The organism is Streptococcus castoreus DSM 17536 (assembly GCF_000425025.1).
GTDB classification, from domain to species: Bacteria; Bacillota; Bacilli; order Lactobacillales; family Streptococcaceae; genus Streptococcus; species Streptococcus castoreus.
Window position 1 is genome coordinate 11,859 of sequence record NZ_AUKZ01000023.1, and the last position, 18,418, is coordinate 30,276.

At 39.9% G+C, this 18,418-nt stretch carries 13 protein-coding genes and 1 pseudogene; 2 read left to right on the plus strand and 12 right to left on the minus strand.

What is annotated here, in order from left to right:
* Positions 1–4: 4 nt before the first annotated feature.
* From H346_RS0106890 to H346_RS0106925, 8 genes are all read right to left on the minus strand, one after another.
* A complete protein-coding gene (locus tag H346_RS0106890) occupies positions 5–757 on the minus strand; it encodes an SseB family protein (protein ID WP_027970436.1) in 753 nt (250 codons plus the stop codon).
* Complete coding sequence (gene pnp, locus H346_RS0106895) at positions 750–2,894, minus strand: polyribonucleotide nucleotidyltransferase (RefSeq protein WP_027970437.1); 2,145 nt, start codon at positions 2,892–2,894, stop codon at positions 750–752. The genes H346_RS0106890 and pnp overlap by 8 nt, the downstream gene beginning before the upstream one ends.
* A gap of 273 nt (positions 2,895–3,167) precedes the next feature.
* Positions 3,168–3,896 carry a transaldolase gene (locus tag H346_RS0106900; RefSeq protein ID WP_027970438.1) on the minus strand — a complete coding sequence of 243 codons (729 nt, stop codon included), beginning with the start codon at positions 3,894–3,896 and terminating at the stop codon, positions 3,168–3,170.
* 12 nt (positions 3,897–3,908) lie between these two features.
* Positions 3,909–5,288, minus strand: a complete 1,380-nt coding sequence (locus H346_RS0106905) for a PTS ascorbate transporter subunit IIC (RefSeq protein ID WP_027970439.1) — start codon at positions 5,286–5,288, stop codon at positions 3,909–3,911.
* A gap of 26 nt (positions 5,289–5,314) precedes the next feature.
* The gene (locus H346_RS0106910; RefSeq protein WP_027970440.1) at positions 5,315–5,599 is read right to left on the minus strand and encodes a PTS sugar transporter subunit IIB; all 285 of its coding nucleotides are present in this window, start codon (positions 5,597–5,599) and stop codon (positions 5,315–5,317) included.
* A 4-nt stretch (positions 5,600–5,603) separates the two neighbouring features.
* Positions 5,604–7,652 carry a BglG family transcription antiterminator gene (locus tag H346_RS0106915; protein WP_027970441.1) on the minus strand — a complete coding sequence of 683 codons (2,049 nt, stop codon included), beginning with the start codon at positions 7,650–7,652 and terminating at the stop codon, positions 5,604–5,606.
* 367 nt (positions 7,653–8,019) lie between these two features.
* Complete coding sequence (rpsO, locus tag H346_RS0106920) at positions 8,020–8,289, minus strand: 30S ribosomal protein S15 (RefSeq protein WP_003046456.1); 270 nt, start codon at positions 8,287–8,289, stop codon at positions 8,020–8,022.
* Positions 8,290–8,500: 211 nt separating this feature from the next.
* A complete protein-coding gene (locus tag H346_RS0106925; protein WP_027970442.1) occupies positions 8,501–9,685 on the minus strand; it encodes an MFS transporter in 1,185 nt (394 codons plus the stop codon).
* Between the two features lie 92 nt (positions 9,686–9,777).
* Between H346_RS0106925 and H346_RS0106930 the strand changes: the two genes are divergently transcribed.
* Together H346_RS0106930 and def are read left to right on the plus strand one after the other, a co-directional pair.
* A complete protein-coding gene (locus tag H346_RS0106930) occupies positions 9,778–10,443 on the plus strand; it encodes a cyclic nucleotide-binding domain-containing protein (protein ID WP_027970443.1) in 666 nt (221 codons plus the stop codon).
* A 271-nt stretch (positions 10,444–10,714) separates the two neighbouring features.
* On the plus strand, positions 10,715–11,329 hold the full coding sequence (gene def, locus H346_RS0106935; RefSeq protein ID WP_027970444.1) for a peptide deformylase: 615 nt from the start codon (positions 10,715–10,717) through the stop codon (positions 11,327–11,329).
* Positions 11,330–11,560: 231 nt separating this feature from the next.
* Here def and H346_RS0106940 read toward each other — a convergent pair whose 3' ends face one another.
* The 4 genes and pseudogenes from H346_RS0106940 to H346_RS09855 form a co-directional block, all read right to left on the minus strand.
* Complete coding sequence (locus H346_RS0106940; protein WP_027970445.1) at positions 11,561–12,106, minus strand: NADPH-dependent FMN reductase; 546 nt, start codon at positions 12,104–12,106, stop codon at positions 11,561–11,563.
* Between the two features lie 130 nt (positions 12,107–12,236).
* Positions 12,237–12,665: a MarR family winged helix-turn-helix transcriptional regulator gene (locus H346_RS0106945; RefSeq protein ID WP_027970446.1), complete on the minus strand. Its 429-nt coding sequence runs from the start codon at positions 12,663–12,665 to the stop codon at positions 12,237–12,239.
* A 155-nt stretch (positions 12,666–12,820) separates the two neighbouring features.
* Positions 12,821–17,218, minus strand: a complete 4,398-nt coding sequence (locus H346_RS0106950) for a PolC-type DNA polymerase III (protein ID WP_027970447.1) — start codon at positions 17,216–17,218, stop codon at positions 12,821–12,823.
* 340 nt (positions 17,219–17,558) lie between these two features.
* Positions 17,559–18,115: pseudogene (locus H346_RS09855) on the minus strand (nucleotidyltransferase family protein).
* Positions 18,116–18,418: the final 303 nt, after the last annotated feature.

Genomic DNA, 18,418 nt, shown 5'->3' on the forward strand with positions numbered 1-18,418 from the left:
ACTCCTATGACTTAGTCAAGTCTGACCAGTCAACAAGAATTTGCTGGTCATCAAAAGGATTAATAGCAACACCAAAGGTTTCATCTAACTCATTCTCACCATTTCTTGGTTGATAAATGTCATTAATTGTCCAAGTGAGAATCACTCCTTCAGCCTTTCTAAAGAGACCACCAAAGTCATCTTGGTTATACCACTTTGCAAAACTTTGAAGATTTGAAAAAGCCGGAACATAGCTTTTACCTTCTGGGGTTGACATGGTTGGGAAAAAACGATCATAATGATTGTCATCTTTAGGGTAAACAAAAGCCGGAACAAGATACGTTTTAGTCATTGTGTCAGCGATCATATTTTCTTCACTCATTAATGCATTTAAAATTGTCGTGACATTATTCATAAACTGGATCATGTCTTTACTTTTAAAAATGGTAGAATTCCCAAAATCCCCTTTTTTCTTGAGGTTAAAAGCAAGACCTACTGCACCGGTTTTAATTACTTCTTCTAAAATAACAAGGGCAGAGCGTTCAAGCCAGTATTGACTTTGGGCACTTTTTTGCTCTTCTTTAAAGAGTGCCATATCATCCTTATCGGTAAAGACAGGTGTGACTTTGACACCCTCGATTTCTATCACATAAGGTTCTTTGGCAGCCCAGACAGGAAAATTATGGAAAGCATTAACGAGAGCAACGCTATCCAAAAAATTATCTGGTGCATTAATAAAAGCCCTCAATCGCATATCTAATTCATTGAATTCAGTCATGGTTTTCTTCTTTTTCCACTTCTTTTTTTTCTGATTTTGGCGGGCGCGGTATCAAGGCTTTCATCGAAGCATCCACACGACCTTTATCGTCAATTTTAATGACTTTGACATCAACTTCCTCACCTATTTCAAGAATATCTGAGACATTAACTGTTCTTGTCCAAGCCATTTCAGAGATATGAACAAGGGCATCGGTTTTATCAAATAGGTTAACAAAGGCACCAAATTTTTCAATCCGAACAACTTTAGCGTGGTAAACGTCACCAACTTTGGCTTCACGGACAAGCCCAGCAATGATTTCCTTAGTGCGGTTAATAGCAGTTTGGTCGCTTGAGTAGATGGAGACATTTCCTTCTTCGTCAATATCAATTTTAACGCCAGTCTCCGCAATAATCTTGTCTATGGTTTCGCCACCTTTACCGATAACCACTTTGATTTTGTCCACGTCAATCTTGATGGTATCAATTTTTGGTGCAGTTGGCGCCAGTTCTGGACGTGGCTCAGCAATGGTTGCCTCAATCACCTCAAGGATTTCAAAACGAGCTTTTTTGGCTTGAGCAAGGGCTTCTTCAAGAATTTGAGGGGTAATTCCTGCAATCTTAATGTCCATTTGAAGGGCTGTAATCCCTTCTCGAGTTCCAGCTACCTTAAAGTCCATATCTCCAAAGTGGTCTTCAAGACCTTGAATATCTGTCAAGACCGTATAATTTATCCCATCGGAAATCAGACCCATGGCAATACCTGCAACTGGTGCCTTGATTGGCACACCACCTGCCATAAGAGCAAGTGTTCCGGCACAGATAGAAGCTTGAGAGGAAGAACCGTTTGATTCCAAGACTTCTGCAACTAAACGGATAGCGTATGGAAACTCTTCTAAGCTTGGCAATACCTGTTCAAGGGCACGTTCACCAAGGGCGCCATGTCCAATTTCACGACGACCAGCAGCTCCATAACGACCTGTTTCACCAACAGAATATTGTGGAAAATTGTAGTGGTGCAAGAAACGTTTTTTGTATTCTGGAGCAAGACCGTCAATGATTTGAGTTTCCCCCATCGGTGCCAAAGTCAAAACTGATAAAGCTTGCGTTTGCCCACGTGTAAAGAGACCTGAACCATGTACTTTTGGCAAGAAATCAACCACGGCATCAAGCGGACGGATCTCATCAATCTTGCGTCCATCAGGGCGAATCTTATCTTCTGTGATTAAACGACGTACTTCAGCGTGTTCCATTTGCTCAAGGATTTCTGCCACGTCACGCATAATAGTAGCAAGATTCTCATCTTCTGCATAGCGTTCTTCATATTCAGCCTTAACCATTTCCTTAACCGTTTCAGTAGCAGCTTCACGCGCTTTCTTTTCTTCTACTTGAACGGCTTTTTGCAACTGGGCATTATACTTAGCTACAATATCAGCTTGTAAGTCAGCATCAACTTGCAACAACTCCACCTCAGCTTTTTCTTTACCAACTGCTGCTACGATTTCTTCTTGAAAGGTAATTAATTCTTGAATAGCTTGGTGACCTTTCAAAAGAGCCTCAAGCATGATGTCTTCTGATAATTCCTTCGCACCAGATTCAACCATGTTAATGGCTTCTTTACTACCCGCAACGGTTAATTCTAAGAGAGAGACTTCCAGTTGTTCTTTATCTGGGTTAATGACAAACTCGCCATCAATATAGCCAACTTGTACGCCTGCAATCGGTCCATTAAATGGAATATCTGAGATTGACAAGGCAAGCGATGACCCAAACATGGCTGCCATAGGAGCGCTAGCATTTTCGTCATAAGAAAGAACGGTGTTAATCACTTGTACTTCGTTACGAAAGCCTTCTGCAAACATTGGACGAATTGGACGGTCAATCAAGCGAGCGGTTAAGGTCGCATCTGTTGAAGGACGTCCTTCACGCTTCATAAAGCCTCCTGGGAATTTTCCAGCGGCATACATTTTTTCTTCGTAATTCACTTGAAGTGGGAAGAAATCTCCTGCTGCCATTTTTTTAGACATTACTGCTGCTGTAAGGACGGTTGATTCTCCATAACGAACAACAGTTGCACCATTGGCTTGTTTAGCGACTTGACCAACTTCGACAACAAGTGGTTTCCCCGCAAAAGTTGTTGTAAAGGTTTGTTTCGACATATATTCTCCTTTAATTTAAGAGGGTCTAAGAGATTTAGACCACTATTATGAATCATTTGTTATACGTTGTTTTGCTACAAAAAGCAATCTGCCACAGTTGTCACAAGCTCCTCTTTGTATCAAACGACGTATCTGCTACATTTTACCATAAAATACTGGAAATTTCACTGTCAGATCACAATCTCTTAAAATGTCCTTTAAAAATTCTAAACGGAACTCGCACCCTTTGACAGACAAAAAAGCAAGTTTTTTACCTGCTTTTGTCACTAAGAATTAAGGAGTATCCGTTTCTAAAATTTTAAAGCCAAGACTGGTGCTATCTTTTAAGAACATTTGCACGGTTTCAAGGGAATAAGCGTCTAAATTTTTTCCTTGAAGGGGTAACTTGGCAATCACATCACTGGTACAGGTAATGATGTCAACGCCCAGCTGATTAGCTTGATAAATATTATAAGTTTCCCGTGGACTAGCCCACAACAATTCGATGCCTTCTTTTTGGCGGCAAATGCGCAGAGCTTCTTCCATGATTGGCATTGGGTCAACGCCAGTATCTGCAATCCGACCAGCAAAGACGGACACAATAGCTGGCACTCCTGCGGTTAAATGTTCAACCACAGCTTGGATTTGTTCGATCGTAAAAATAGCTGTGACATTTAACTTAATGCCTTGGGCTGACAACTTTTGAATGAGGGGACAGGTTGATTCTCCTGTTGAAGTAGTGACTGGAATTTTCACATAGACATTATCACCTAGACTGGCAATTTTCTCAGCTTCCTTCTCCATACTTGCTAAATCATCTGCAAAGACTTCAAAGGACACTGGATAGTCTGTAATCTTGACAAGCACTTCTTTGGCAAAGCCAATATAAGAACTGATGCCTGCTTTTTTCATCAAGCTTGGATTGGTTGTAAACCCTGTGACCAAACCCGTTTGTAAATCCTTTAGCATGGTCTCTAAGACCGCACCGTCTGAAAAGACTTTAACGTTTAGTTTTCTTGTCATAACTCCCTCCTTTTAGGCTTCTTCTGAGACATTATTAATGGCTTCTTGGGATTTTGAAAGGGAACTTGGTAGGATAAGGACAACAGCAAGCACTGCAACCACCAAGTAAATACCAACTTCACCAATAGATGTCCCGAGACGACCTAGTAAAATTCCTAAAACTCCAAAATCAACATCACCAAAGGTAGTATTTGAAAAACCAAGTTTACCAAGCACCGGTAAAAGCATAGCTGGCAAGAAGGCAAGCAACAAACCATTAGTGAAAGCGCCAATCATGGCACCACGACGGCCACCCGTTGAATTTCCAAAAATCCCTGCTGTCGCACCACAGAAGAAATGAGGCACCATCCCTGGGATAATAAGGACACCACCCGCTACTCCTAAAATCAACATACCAAGCAAGCCGCCAACGAAACTTGAAGCAAAACCGATAATGACAGCCGTTGGGGCATAAGGGAAGAATACCGCACAGTCCACCGCTGGAATGGCATTTGGAATTAATTTATTAGCGATACCTTGAAAAGCTGGAATCAAATCTGCCAAAATCATACGAACACCGGCATAAACAACTGCAACACCAACAGCAAAGGTAAGACCACTCTTAATCGCAAAGATAAATGGATTTTGACCTGCCGCTAATTTTTCAGCCACTGAAGCATCTCTCAAAACAGATGCAACGGTTGCCACTAGATAGAAAATGACCATAATAAGACCCGTTGAAATGGTGGTGTTACGCAAGAAACTCCATTTTTCAGAAATCTGAAGGTCTTCCGTATCCTTACTATCTTTGCCAACCTTGCTACCAACCCAAGCAGAGAGGTAATAACCTAGACTACCAAAGTGTCCCATGGCGATTTCATCTCCATCAGTCACTTTCAAGGTGTATTTTTGACCAATAGCTGGTGAAATAGCTGACCAAGCCCCCAAAAGGAAGCCACCTAGCATAATCAAAAGAGTTCCCTTGAAACCAACAGCTCCAAGCACGGCTGACAACAGGCAAGCCATAAAGAAACTATGATGTCCTGTTAAGAAAATATATTTGAAACGGGTAAAGCGCGCAAAAGCCAAATTGAGTAATAACCCAACCACCAAGATGGACATGGTTTCCACACCCAGAATTTTTTGAGCAACAGAAGTAACTGCTTCGTTATTTGGCACTACGCCAGTGATGCTAAAGCCATGCTCAATCAATTTAGCAAGAGGGTCCAAATTAGCAACAATAACACCCGCACCGGCTGACAGCATCAGGTAACCTAAAATGGGACCCAAAGTTCCTGTCAAGACCTTGTGACCAGGTGTTTTAAGGGCAATCAAACCTGCAAAAGCAATCAAACCCATTAAAAATGCTGGTTCTTTTAAAATGTCACGAATAAATGTTAATAGTGCTTCCATAATGTCTACCTACCTCCTTTTAGGGCTTATTCTTTGCCACTCATTTCTTTGAGAACTGGAACCAAATCTTCTTCAATTTTTTTACGATTGGTATAGCTTTTAACGATACAAACCTTGGCATCCGTCGGAAAAATATCCTTAAACTCTTTGACGGTGACAAATAAATCCGCACCCTTTCCAACAGCCGCATTGGAATCACAGGATTCCGCATCCACTTCAATGCCTAAACTAGAAGCAATGGTTTCCACTTTCATGCGAAGCAACAAGCTGCTACCAATACCGTTTCCACAAACCGTTACAATTTTAATCATGTGATTAATCTCCTTTTTCAATAATATGACTGATAAAATCCAGCATGCTATCCGGATCTTTAGCCTGAATGAGTTGTTCAATATACTCATCATCATCTAAAACCAACGAGAGTTCCTGCAAAGCTTTCAAATGTGAACTAGAATCCACGGCAGCCAAGACAAAAATCAATTGCACCTGCTTGTCAGGATCACCTTCTTGATTCAAGTCAAAGCTGACAGGTTCTTTCAGTTGTAAGAGAGACATCCCCAACTGTCGCGCTCCTTTTTCAGGTGCCGCATGCGGAACGGCTACCTTGGGAGCCAAAACAATATAAGCTCCAAGCTCATTGACCGAGTCAATCATACCATCAATATAAGATCCCTCAATTATCTGGTGTTCTAGTAAAGGCTGGGCAGCCAAACGAATGGCTTCCTGCCAATCCGAAACAGCATCAGCCTGTCTAATAAAATCTGCGGTTAACAAGTCCAATAGTCCTAGACCTCCTTTTTCAATCGTTAAATGGTTACCAATCAGGTAACGTGACAAGTCACTAACAAGTCCTTCTTTATTAGTGATGGTAGTGTGTTTATCAACAATCCTCAATAAGTCATCCAAGGCAAACTGCTCTGTCAGAGGAAGATTAAAATCATCACAGACCATCTTTTTTAACATGATTTTCTCAGCCGAACCCATCAGAGCCTGCGTCACATAGACAGGTTTGGCACAGTCAAAGGCTACTGTTGAAAAAATCAAATCAAATGAGTCTGGATCCAGCAGCTTTATTTTGTCCAACTGGTGAACGGTAATAAATTGTAATTGTGGAAAGAGCTCTTTCAATGTTGCTTCCAACATCAAGGACGAACTGATGCCATTCGGACAAACCGACAAGGCCACCAACTGATTGCCCTGCCTTTTCTTAGGGGCCTGTAACCACCTGCCAAAATGAATGGTAAAATAAGCAATCTCATCCTCATTAATGACCTTTCCCAATCGTTTTTCTAGCGGAGAAAGACTGCGCTTGACCAAGTAAAAGAGGGATTCGTAATCTTTTTTGATTTGCTCCTTTAAGGGATTAATCAACTCAATATCATAATAAAGACGGTAATAAGCGGGCAAGAGATGGCTGTATAAATTCTGACGAAGTTCGGGTGTATCAGTGATGGACAAACCTGTATTAACCGCCACCGAATTAACGATTTCCTCCATAATGTCATAAATAGGTTGCTGAAAGACTAGTTCTAAATCTCCTTGGACACACCCTAGCAGTCGAGACATAACCAAGTATTTTTCCTTTGTTAGGCTCGGAAAAGTAGCTAATAACTGATCAACCATAGCTTCAACAGCTGGTGAACTTAACAGAAAAGCATCCACTGTTTCATTCCTTAACTCATGGGAAAATGGTTGACAGGCTAACAGGCAGAAAAAATAAATTAAATCCCTTAACTTTTCTGAAATGAAACTGAGTCGATTCTCTCTGCTCAGCTCCTCCAGACTTTCTGCCATTACCCTTGTCTGGTCGGGTAAACCAAGCACATGCAACAAGTAGCTAAAAACCCATTGCCCTGATACTAATTGCAAGAGAGAACTAACCGTCGTTTCTAACAAACGCCGTAAGGCTAGAGGGTCTCCTTCAAAAAAATAGCCATCCTGACGATTGTAAGACAGTGTTACCTTGAACAGTTGTACCCGCTCACGCACCAGTTTCAAATCAGCAATGACTGAATTTCGACTTAGCCGTAACAAACTCTCCAAATGGTTGATGGAAATAAATTCTTGAGCCATCATGAGATAAATAATCAGTATATTAGGACGCTCATCTTGAAAAAGATAGTCCTCCAAAGTCGGCAACATGCGATCTAACAGGTCCTTTTCATTAAGTTCTGGTGGATAGACCAACTGCCTGTCCAGAACAATAAGAGGAAGTTGATAGACCGCTAAACTGTCATTGATTTTAGCAATGTCCGACAAAATATGGCGTTTATTACTATTAAAAATAGATTCAAATTCCTCCAACGAATGCCCCTTATATTTAGAAAAAAGTTGATATTTTCTGATGAGCTCATGAGATAGCATGTCATCTCCTCCTATGCTTTCAGTATAAAATGAAGCGTTTTCATTTTCAAGATAAATTGAGTCCAATTGTCTCTCGTCAGTTTTGACCACAATTGGACTCATATATTTTAACAAGTTCCTCAGTCGGACACAAAAAATAAAAAAGAGAACCCTTCGTAGAAAGTTTCTCCCAAAAAACAACTCATAAAACGAGAAGCCATGGCTTCAAAATTTCTCCTCTTCATTTAATCAAAGAGTCGAAAAGACTATTGTCTCAGCCTCTCACTATTTTTAGGTCAAATCACTTGAAATAAAAAACCGTCCTTTGATTAACCTTGAGATTACTAAAGGACGGCTGACGATATGTCAAATGGTTTTAGTGAAAAAATTAACGACGAAGTCCAAGAGATTGGATCAACTCACGGTAACGGTTAACATCTGTACGACGTAGGTAAGCTAACAAGTTACGACGGTGACCGATTTTCTTCATCAACCCGCGGTAAGTTGCATGGTCTTTTTTATGTTCTTTGATGTGGTTGTTCAAGTGGTTGATTTCCCATGTAAGAACTGCAACTTGAACTTCTACTGAACCAGTATCGCCTTCATGACGTGCATATTGAGCGATAATTTCATTTTTTTTCTCTTTTGAGATTGCCATAATAATGTCTCCTTTTTTTGCTTAATCCGAGTCCTAGGATTGGCACTCCTAAAACCAAGAAAAAGTTGGTCTGTCTTTCGACCATTCTATTCTAGCAAATTCAGAAAGCTAGGTCAACTTTTATTCATTAATTTCACTAAGTCATGACCAATAACACCATTACTCATTAATAAAGGGTTGAAATAGAAGATGCCTATTTCTAATAACTGTTTTAGTGATTATCAGTTGGTAACTGGTGTCTTTTTGTTAACCAATAATGACCATAAAGAAAGACTGCCACCGCAAGACTTATTTCTGCAAAAATAAGGTAAGGGGTTCTTAAATCTGAATCAAATTGTGCTAATAATTGCAAAACCAAAGCAGCACCACCACCGCCAAGGTTACAACCTAATAAGACAAGAGTGGTTGCCAGAGCCAGTTGATGACTCGGTATCTTTTCTGAGATAGAATGAAAGGCATAAGTAACCCCAATGCTATAAACAAAACCTGTCGATAGGGCACCTATTGCCACTAGAAAAAGATTATCTCCGTGCCAAAGGACCAGCATACCTAATCCTAAGATTAGGAGAACGTCTACCATCAATCGTTCTTTAAAAAGTATTAAAAGAGAACCAAAACTGATACCTGCCAAGATCCCCATCAGCATCATCAGACTCAAAATCAAACTAGCCTGACCAGTACTTCCTATTTTCATCTGATCAATCACTTGGGGAATACGCAAGGTATTTGATGTGCTAACCAAAATCACAAAACCTGCATAGAGAGCCATGCCAAGGATAGAACCCAATGATTTGCTAGATAGATTTTTTGACGATTGCTTAACCTCTTCTTTCTTTAGGTTAGCTGTTACTGGCGGTACAAACAAGATGTAAAGCCCCAGGATAAGAAAACCAAACACATAAATAAGATAGGTCATAGCCCAACCAAAAGATACCAAATAGCCTGCTAAAAAAGTTAACAAGGCTGAGCCAAGCACTTCTGAAGATGCCCTATAGCCTAGCATGCGAATACGTTCTTTGCCAACAAATCGCTCACTGATAATATTAATAGCATGTGCGTTAATCAAACCAATTCCTAATCCCAGTAGGATTCGTGAGAAACATAAAATAGGGTAGGCTTGATTAAGAACCGGAAAACTGCCACCCACTGATAAAAGCAAGAGACCTAAAATAATCATTACCCTTTCCGACAAAAAACGATGCAGTAAAGGCATCATTAAAACTACCGTAAAAATAGCAAATGGCGATAACGAAAAGAGACTTTCTACCGCCTGTGCCTGATAACCCCGTGCTTGATAATAAGTAATCATTTTCGGTAAAGCTGGAGATACAGCAAACGGTGATACCAACATCAAGGATAAACTAAGTAAGCTGACTTTTTCGACAAACGATTTCATCTAGATAATGCTCTCTTTTCTTGATTATTTTCATTGCTTTCAGTATACTCAAAAGGACAGAATAAAAATAGGACCTAGGTCATAAAATACTTATGAATACGATTTTAGATACAAACCTATTGACATACTATCTCAACAAGTGTCGCTTGGCTGATTTTTTCCCAGAAGCTAATCATCAGCAATTACAACTAGTCCACTATAAGAAAGGGGAAGCTATCTGTTTACAGGATCAAGACCTAAAAGCCCTCCATTATCTAGTTCAAGGTAGCATCAAGATTGTTCGACGCCTATTTAACGGCAAAGAGCATATTTTAAAAACACATACAAAACCCATTCTTATTGGCGATATTGAATTCATGACTAGGCAAAAGGCAGTCACTTCTGTTATTGTTCTCGATGAGGCTTATGTCATCCAACTCCCATTGACAGATAAAAAAAGCTTACTTTCTGATGCTTCTTTTCTTTATCATATTGGTCGAGGATTGGCACAAAATTTTTACCAACAAAACATTACTTCAACCACAAACATTACCTATACGGTTAAAGAACGATTGGCATCTCATATCATAGAAAATCAAATCAATAATCAATGCCACCTCAATTTAACACTACTAGCTGATCGTTTTGGCACAAGTTATCGACATCTTCATCGTGTCCTCAATCAACTTATCGTACAAGGGCTTATTGAAAGAACTTCTTTCAAAACCTATCGTATCCTTAATCAAAAAGCATTGCTTCATTTAAGTGTCATTAATTAGCCAGGCATCTAACAATACACTTTTTTCGTTTTTGAAGAAAAGATGAACCAATCCCAAACATACTGCTTCAAGAGTGTTTTAGAAAACTAAATCTACGGTAGCTGGTATCAATGTTTAGATAGCATTAATCCCAAGAACAACCACTGTTTAATCTTAGAAAGTTCGTTCCAAAAACGTAATTTAAAATCATCAAGTCGCACACTGGTCATGACTTCTTTCAAAAAGAAACATTTTATGATATATTAAATCCAGTTAAAATAAAGGAGTAAAAATGTCTACACAAGATAAATTAATTAAACCAAGTCATCTCATCACTATGGATGATATTATTCGCGAGGGAAACCCAACCTTGAGAGTTATTGCTGAAGAAGTGGACGTGCCACTAAGTGACGAAGATATTCTTCTCGGTGAAAAAATGATGCAGTTCTTAAAACATTCCCAAGATCCTGCTATGAGTGAAAAATTAGGCTTACGAGCTGGTGTTGGATTGGCAGCTCCACAAATTGATGTGTCAAAACGCATCATCGCTGTGTTAGTGCCAAATCTTCCTGACCAAGAAGGCAATCCGCCAAAAGAGGCTTATAGCATGCAAGAAGTCCTTTACAATCCCAAAATTGTGTCACACTCTGTTCAAGATGCTGCACTCGCAAATGGAGAAGGCTGCCTATCCGTTGATCGTGTGGTTGAAGGCTATGTGGTTCGTCATGCACGTGTAACGGTTGAATACTTTGATAAAAATGGCGAGAAGCATCATATTAAATTAAAAGGATTCAATGCTATTGTGGTGCAACATGAAATTGACCATATCAATGGAGTCATGTTTTACGACCGCATCAATGCCACAGATCCGTTCAATGTTAATGAAGGCATGTTGATTCTCAAATAGTTTCATAAAGAGCAACAGCCCCCCATTTAGGACAATAGCAAACATGGTATCCGTTTGTCTTACGATGAAATAATTAAAAAACTCCCAGAAATGTTTTTAATTCAGCATTTCTAGGAGTTTTTAGTTTTTGATTGAAGGAAAATTATCCAAAATGGACTTCATCTCCAATCTGAGCGTAATTTGTCTACAACATATCTTTTTGGGGAATGACTTCTTTAACCCGTTAATAAATTACTGAATGGCAGCGAGTAGTGCTTCTGATTGTGCAAGTAATTGTGCTTTGGTTTCTTCAGAGACCTCAAGAATTCCAGTTGCCCAAGCTTCGGGATTAACAGTTGCTTTTGTAAATTCTCCAACCACAGTGGTACGAATGAACGGCAACAACTCTTTGTAGATAGCAAATACTTGTTCATGACCACCATTTGCAACTGATGATACGGTGACTACTTTTCCACCAATTGCAGAAGGTCCGGATGGATCTGACAAATCAAGTGCACGGGAAGACCAGTCAAGAAGATTTTTTACAGAACCTGGAATAGAAAAATTGTAAACCGGTGAAAAAATCCATACCGCATCTGCTGCTTGAATCGCTTCACGAACATTCACAACTGATTCTGGTGTATGTGACTCCATATCTTGATTAAAAATTGGCACTTGTGCCCAGTCAAGATATGATACAGTAGCTTTTCCATCAAGTGCTTGTCTTGCAACTTCTGCTAACTGATGATTAAATGACCCTTTGCGCAATGAGCCGTCAATAAATAAAATGGTTTTCATTTTAGAATCTCCCTTAAAGATAGATTTAATGTAGCAATGATAGACAATTTGTCTTTTTATCACTAATTAGTAAATAATATTACTATGTAGTTATTGTATCTTGCTTTAAACAAACTGTAAAGAATTTTGCTCATAACCGTTTAAAATGTTTCAATAATATAATTAATTGCTTTTGTTCTGCCTCAGTAAAAACCGAAAAAGCTTGTTCAACACGTTGGATGTGCTTGGGGAGAACATCTTCAATCAAAACCTTTCCACAATCTGTCAATTCAACAACATAAGCCCTTTTGTCCTTGTCATCTTTACGACGGTTAATCCAACCATTTCGCTCCATATTACGTAAAACAACGGTCATATTTCCTGATGTTGCCAGTAAAGAATCAATCAAATGATTAATTCTCATACTGCCTTTTGAATACAAAACTTCCAAAACACTAAACTGAGTTGGTGTTAAGTTAGCACTTTTAAAAACTTCCGATCCAAAAGCATCTAAAGTACGTTGTGCCTTACGAAAAACAACCATAGCTTTTAAAGCACTATTCTGATCTAAATTACTCATTTCTTACTCCGTTATAAGTCGCTTAGGATATGACCTTTTTTTAATAACAATAAGGAATGAGATAACAACCCAAGAATCAGTCGTTCTCGATTCGGCAGCTCAATCCTTATTGGCATCATCCTTTCATTTTATCGCAAGATTTATTGTAAAAAACTCTAGAAGAAATCGTCAAAAAGGCTTAATTGATTATCCTCTGGCATATTGCCTAGAATTCCCATATCATCCATTTTTTCAACCAGTGTTGCAGAAGCACCGCCACGTCTGCGTAATTCCATTTTAGAGAGGAATTCACCTTCTTGACGTGCTTTGACAATTTGTTTAGCAACGTTTTCTCCCAAACCTTCCAAAGCAACAAATGGTGGAATGAGAGTATCTCCTTCCATTTGAAATTCTGTCGCATCACTCTTGTAAAGGTCAAGCTTCCCAAACTTGAAACCGCGCTCAAGCATTTCATTAACAATCTCAAGTGTTGTAAAAAGGTCATTTTCAACATTTGACGCTTCATTAGTTTTACGTTTATTGACAATATCTTCCATCCGAGCTTTGACAGCAGCCAACCCTCCACTCATCGTTTTGAGTTCAAAAGCTTTCGCACGAATTGAAAAATAAGCACAATAATACATGAGAGGGTGGTGAACCTTGAAGTAAGCTACTCGCAAGGCCATCAATACATAAGCTGCCGCATGGGCTTTAGGAAACATATACTTGATTTTACCACAGGATTCAATGTACCAATCTGGCACATTATTTTCCCGCATCGCATCAATGTAACGATTACGCTCTTCTTCAGAAATTTTTAGCCATAACCCTTTACGCACACGCTCCATAATGGTAAATGCCATCTTTGGTTGCAACCCCGCATGCATCAAATAAACCATGATGTCATCTCGACAACCAATGACCGTTTTCAACGTTGCAATTCCTTCTTTAATCAAATCTTGTGCATTTCCAAGCCAAACATCTGTTCCATGGGATAATCCCGATAACTGCAAAAGTTCCGAAAAAGTGGTTGGGTGAGTTTCATTAACCATGCCACGAACAAAGTTGGTCCCAAATTCTGGAATACCTAGCATACCAGTTGGAGTACCGATTTGTTCTGGTGTTACTCCCAAGACCTCTGTTCCAGAAAAGAGGGCCATAACCCCTGGATCATCGGCTGGAATACTGATGGGATCTATGCCTGATAAGTCTTGCAGTTTACGAATCATGGTGGGGTCATCATGCCCCAGAATATCAAGTTTCAAGACGTTTTCATCAATATCATGGAAGTTAAAGTGGGTTGTCTGCCAAGAAGCCGTTACATCATCGGCTGGATATTGCACGGGGGTAAAATCGTAAACGTCCATATAATTGGGAATAACAACAATCCCCCCAGGGTGTTGACCAGTTGTTCGCTTGACACCTGCTGCCCCTGCTGCAAGACGATCCACCTCGGCATCACGATAGAATTTACCATAATCACGTTCATACCCTTTGACAAACCCATAGGCTGTTTTTTCGGCAACGGTACCAACGGTTCCAGCTCGAAAGGCATATTCATCACCAAAGATGTCTCGGACATCCAAATGAGCACTTGGCTGATCATCTCCAGAGAAGTTCAAGTCAATATCGGGTACCTTGTCTCCATCAAAACCAAGGAAGGTTTCAAAAGGAATATCTTGACCATCTTTCTTATAAAGCGTACCACATTTTGAACAAGACTTGTTGGGCAAATCGTAACCAGACCCTACAGAACCATCCGTAATAAATTCAGAATGTTGGCATGATGGACAAATATAATGTGGTGGCATTGGGTTAACTTCGGTAATCCCAATCATAGTTGCCACAAAACTAGATCCTACCGATCCCCGAGAACCAACAAGGTATCCCCGTTCATTTGAACGATTAACAAGCATTTGCGATGCCAAATAAATCACCGCAAAGCCATTCCCCAAAATGGAGGTCAACTCTTTTTCAATTCGTAAATCAATAATATCTGGTAAAGGATTTCCATAAATTTCAAAGGCTTTTTGATAGGTTAATTCAGCGACGGTCTCCTCAGCTTTGTCAATATAGGGTGTATAAAGATCCCCCTTTACCACCTCTACTTCTTCAATCCGATCTGCCATGTCTTGGGTATTTTGAACAACCACTTGATAAGCCAATTCTTTCCCAAGAAAGGCAAAGTCATCAAGCATTTCATTTGTCGTTCTAAAGTGAGCCTTGGGTAATGGTGCTGGTTTTGCATCCTCTCCACGACCAATCGTCCTATTTATCATCGCACCTTGACCAAGACTGCGGACAATAATTTCGCGGTAAATCTCTTCTTCAGGTTCAAGGTAGTGAACATTACCTGTGGCAAGAACTGGCTTATTGGCACGCTGTCCCACTTCTATCAGATCCCAGATGACTTGTTCAACACCTGCTTGATCTTTGATTAATTCACGGGCAATCAGGGGCTCATAAATGGCCGGTGGCATGATTTCGATAAAATCATAATAGCCTGCCAACTTTGCCGCAGCATCAATTCCTTTAGTCAAAACAGCATCAAAAACTTCTCCTTCAGAGCAAGCTGTTCCTAGCAACAACCCTTCTCTATGTGCATCCAAAACCGTTCGGGGAATTCTTGGAACACCTTCAAAGTATTTAACATTAGAAAGAGTGACCAGTTTAAAAATATTTTTCAGACCAATCTGATTCTGAACATAGATGGTGGCATGTTTAATACGGGCTTTTTTGTAAGAATCTTCAGCAACCAAATCAGTGTTTAGCTGCAATAAATTCGTGATCCCTCGCTTTTCTCTGGCATCTTTTAAAAAAATGAAAAGCAAGCGACCCGTAGCTTCAGCGTCATAATTTGCCATATGATGATGCTCTAAACTAACTTGGAAACGCTTGGTCAAGGGACCTAAGCCATGGCGCCTGTATTCTGGATAAAGATTTCTAGCAAATTCTAAGGTATCAATGACAGGTTGTGTGATTTTTGGTAAGTGATAACGTTCATAATTGGCATTCATAAATCCAACGTCAAAACTGGCATTGTGTGCCACCAAGATACTGTCCTTGCAAAATGCTTGAAATTCTTCTAAAACCTGTCTTAAGGGCTTGGCACCAACCAAATGTTTATCCGTAATTCCCGTCAATTCCGTGGTAAAAGCAGACAAGGGGTGACCTGGATCAATAAATTCATCAAACTGCTCCACAATATTTCCCTTAAACATCTTAGAAGCTGCAATCTGAATCAAATCGTTGTTCATGGCAGAAAGCCCTGTGGTTTCCACGTCAAACACCACATAAGTTGCTTCGTGCAAATCTCTATCTACCGGATGATAAGAGATGGGGACCATATCCTCGACTATATTGGCTTCTAATCCAAAAATCGCCTTTATCCCAGCCTTGCGGGCCCTATGATAACCATGTGGAAAGCTTTGCACATTAGCATGATCTGTTATTGCAACTGCCTGATGACCCCATTTTGCTGCGGTGTCAATCAAGCTTTCAACGGTTGGCAAGGCATCCATGGTAGACATATTAGTATGAGCATGAAACTCAACACGTTTTTGCCCGTCTGGCATGAGGTCTTTTCTGTCATGATGAACAATTTCTTTGACCTGCTGGACATTCATCGTCAAACTTTTAGTGAATGAATTGGTTTCAATATTACCTTGTACTCGCAGCCAAGCTCCTTTAGCAATCATGTCAAATTTTCGCAATTCATCGTTATCTTTTGCCCATTTTTGCAAGGCAAAAGACGAGGTGTAATCTGTCATTTTAAAGTTAATAATGTGACGGCCAGTCCTTGTGGTCTTTCGCTCCACATCAAAGACCATTCCTTCAAAGACAATACGATTTTCTTCTGTTTCAATCTCAATCATCGGCGTAATAGTTGCTTTTTCAAAACCCGCTTGGCGCTTGGCAACACGTTCTTTGTAATCGAACTTTGGAGCAGGTTCTGCCGTTTCTGCTGGTGGCAACATCGCCTCTAGTGATTTTTGCGCCTCTAAATTATCCTGAACCGCTTTTTCCACAAGAGCTTGACGACTCGTCACAAAATCCTTAGTTAAATGCTCAGTCATTTCCGGATCCGAAACCATGTCAATCGTTAAGACTCCGAACCCAAAGGCTTCAAATTGTTTAGCTAGATTGGGTAGGTGATTCTTTCTGAAGTGATCATTGTTGACAAACTGTGGTGCAGCAATCATCAACGTCCCATCCTCATAAGTTACCTTAAGATTTGAAAAAGATGATTTAAAACTGGCGCCATTACAAGGAGCATGTTCAAAAGCCTCTTGATAGTAAGCCTGTAGCAGATCATCTGAGTAATCAACCTGCTCTGCTTTAATCTCAAATGTCACCTTAATGTCGGCTGCTTCAAAAGTTCTTGTCAGACGCTCATGCAGTTCACGGTAACTAGCAATGGGTAAAATCTCCGCAAAGGAAAAATGAAACTCCCACAAGCGTGACACCGAATGCACCTTGACTTCAATAATATCAGCAGCCAAAAAAGCACTTGTGTGTCTCATGTCAAGCGGCATTTCAATCTGGTCCATCAATTTAACGAATAAATCTGACATAATTTTCTCCTGAATTTCTTAGGCTCTATTTTATCACAATTAAGGGTAATTTTCGACCTTTAGCTGATAGAGAATCACCGTTTCACTTTAGCAAGGAATCGCTTCTTCTTGCTCTAAGAAATCTTTTAGTGAGTGATGCTTGAAACATGTTCAGACGGTGAATATGCGAAGGCAATATTTCTGCTAGAAATAACAGACCTTAGACAACTTAAACTCAGCTTCCAAAATTAGGGCACCGTGTTCAATCTTTTAAGTTTTCCTCAAAAACCTTAAAAACTAACGGAGTAGGCGCAAACAGAAATAAGGGCATCAACTTGCATTAGCACTAACCCGATTTGATTTACTCAAAGAAATAGGTTATCTGAGGCCACTTTTTCCGCCAATCTTTTTTAGCTAAGCGTTGGCGATAAATCGCCATTCGCTCATCATCTGCTAAAAAATGTGGCGTTGGATGGCATTCAAAACTCAAAATATCGTCTAAGCCATAAGGAGCAAAAAGGTCTAACTGTCCATCGACTAGCCTTGTGGCAATGGCAGTACAGCGTTCGGGGTATTTTGAAATAGCATCACAAGTTGATTGGTAAGCAAGGGTATTAGGGCTATGATGATGCATGTAAACTTGGTTACGAACTTCCCAACGATAGGCCGGGAGTTCCTTTTTTAGTTTTTTTCAATAGCTTGGCTTGCTTCATAAGCTAGACCAAGGTCATAAAAAACCACATCAATATCCGTGTCGACATCAAATCCTGTGCCATAGGCGAGCTGATTCCAAATAAAATTCCGAACGGTTCCTGCTGCTAGCCAAGCATCTGCTAAGTTTAGCGCTTCAATAGCCGTTAAAATAGCTCTCATGTGCTTGTCTGCCTGAATAAGTTCTGTTACTGTTTCATTTGTCATAATAGCACTATATCATAATGCCTTTAAATAAGTACATCTACACACCGTTCCCCGACTATTCCCCGACTTCTGGACGAGGTCTTTTTTATTTGTCTAATTCCATCAGCAACTCTTCGTCTGATAAAACATATCAAAAAAGCCCTCCTGTATGGGAACAAGAGGACGATAGAGAAAAGCCATTGGTATGGCTAAGCCAATATTACCATTATTTTAGCGAAAATACAACAAAAACCAACCCGAAGGTTGGCCTAGTTATAAAAAAGTTAATCTGCCTACGAAAGCTGATTACCATTAAATGATACC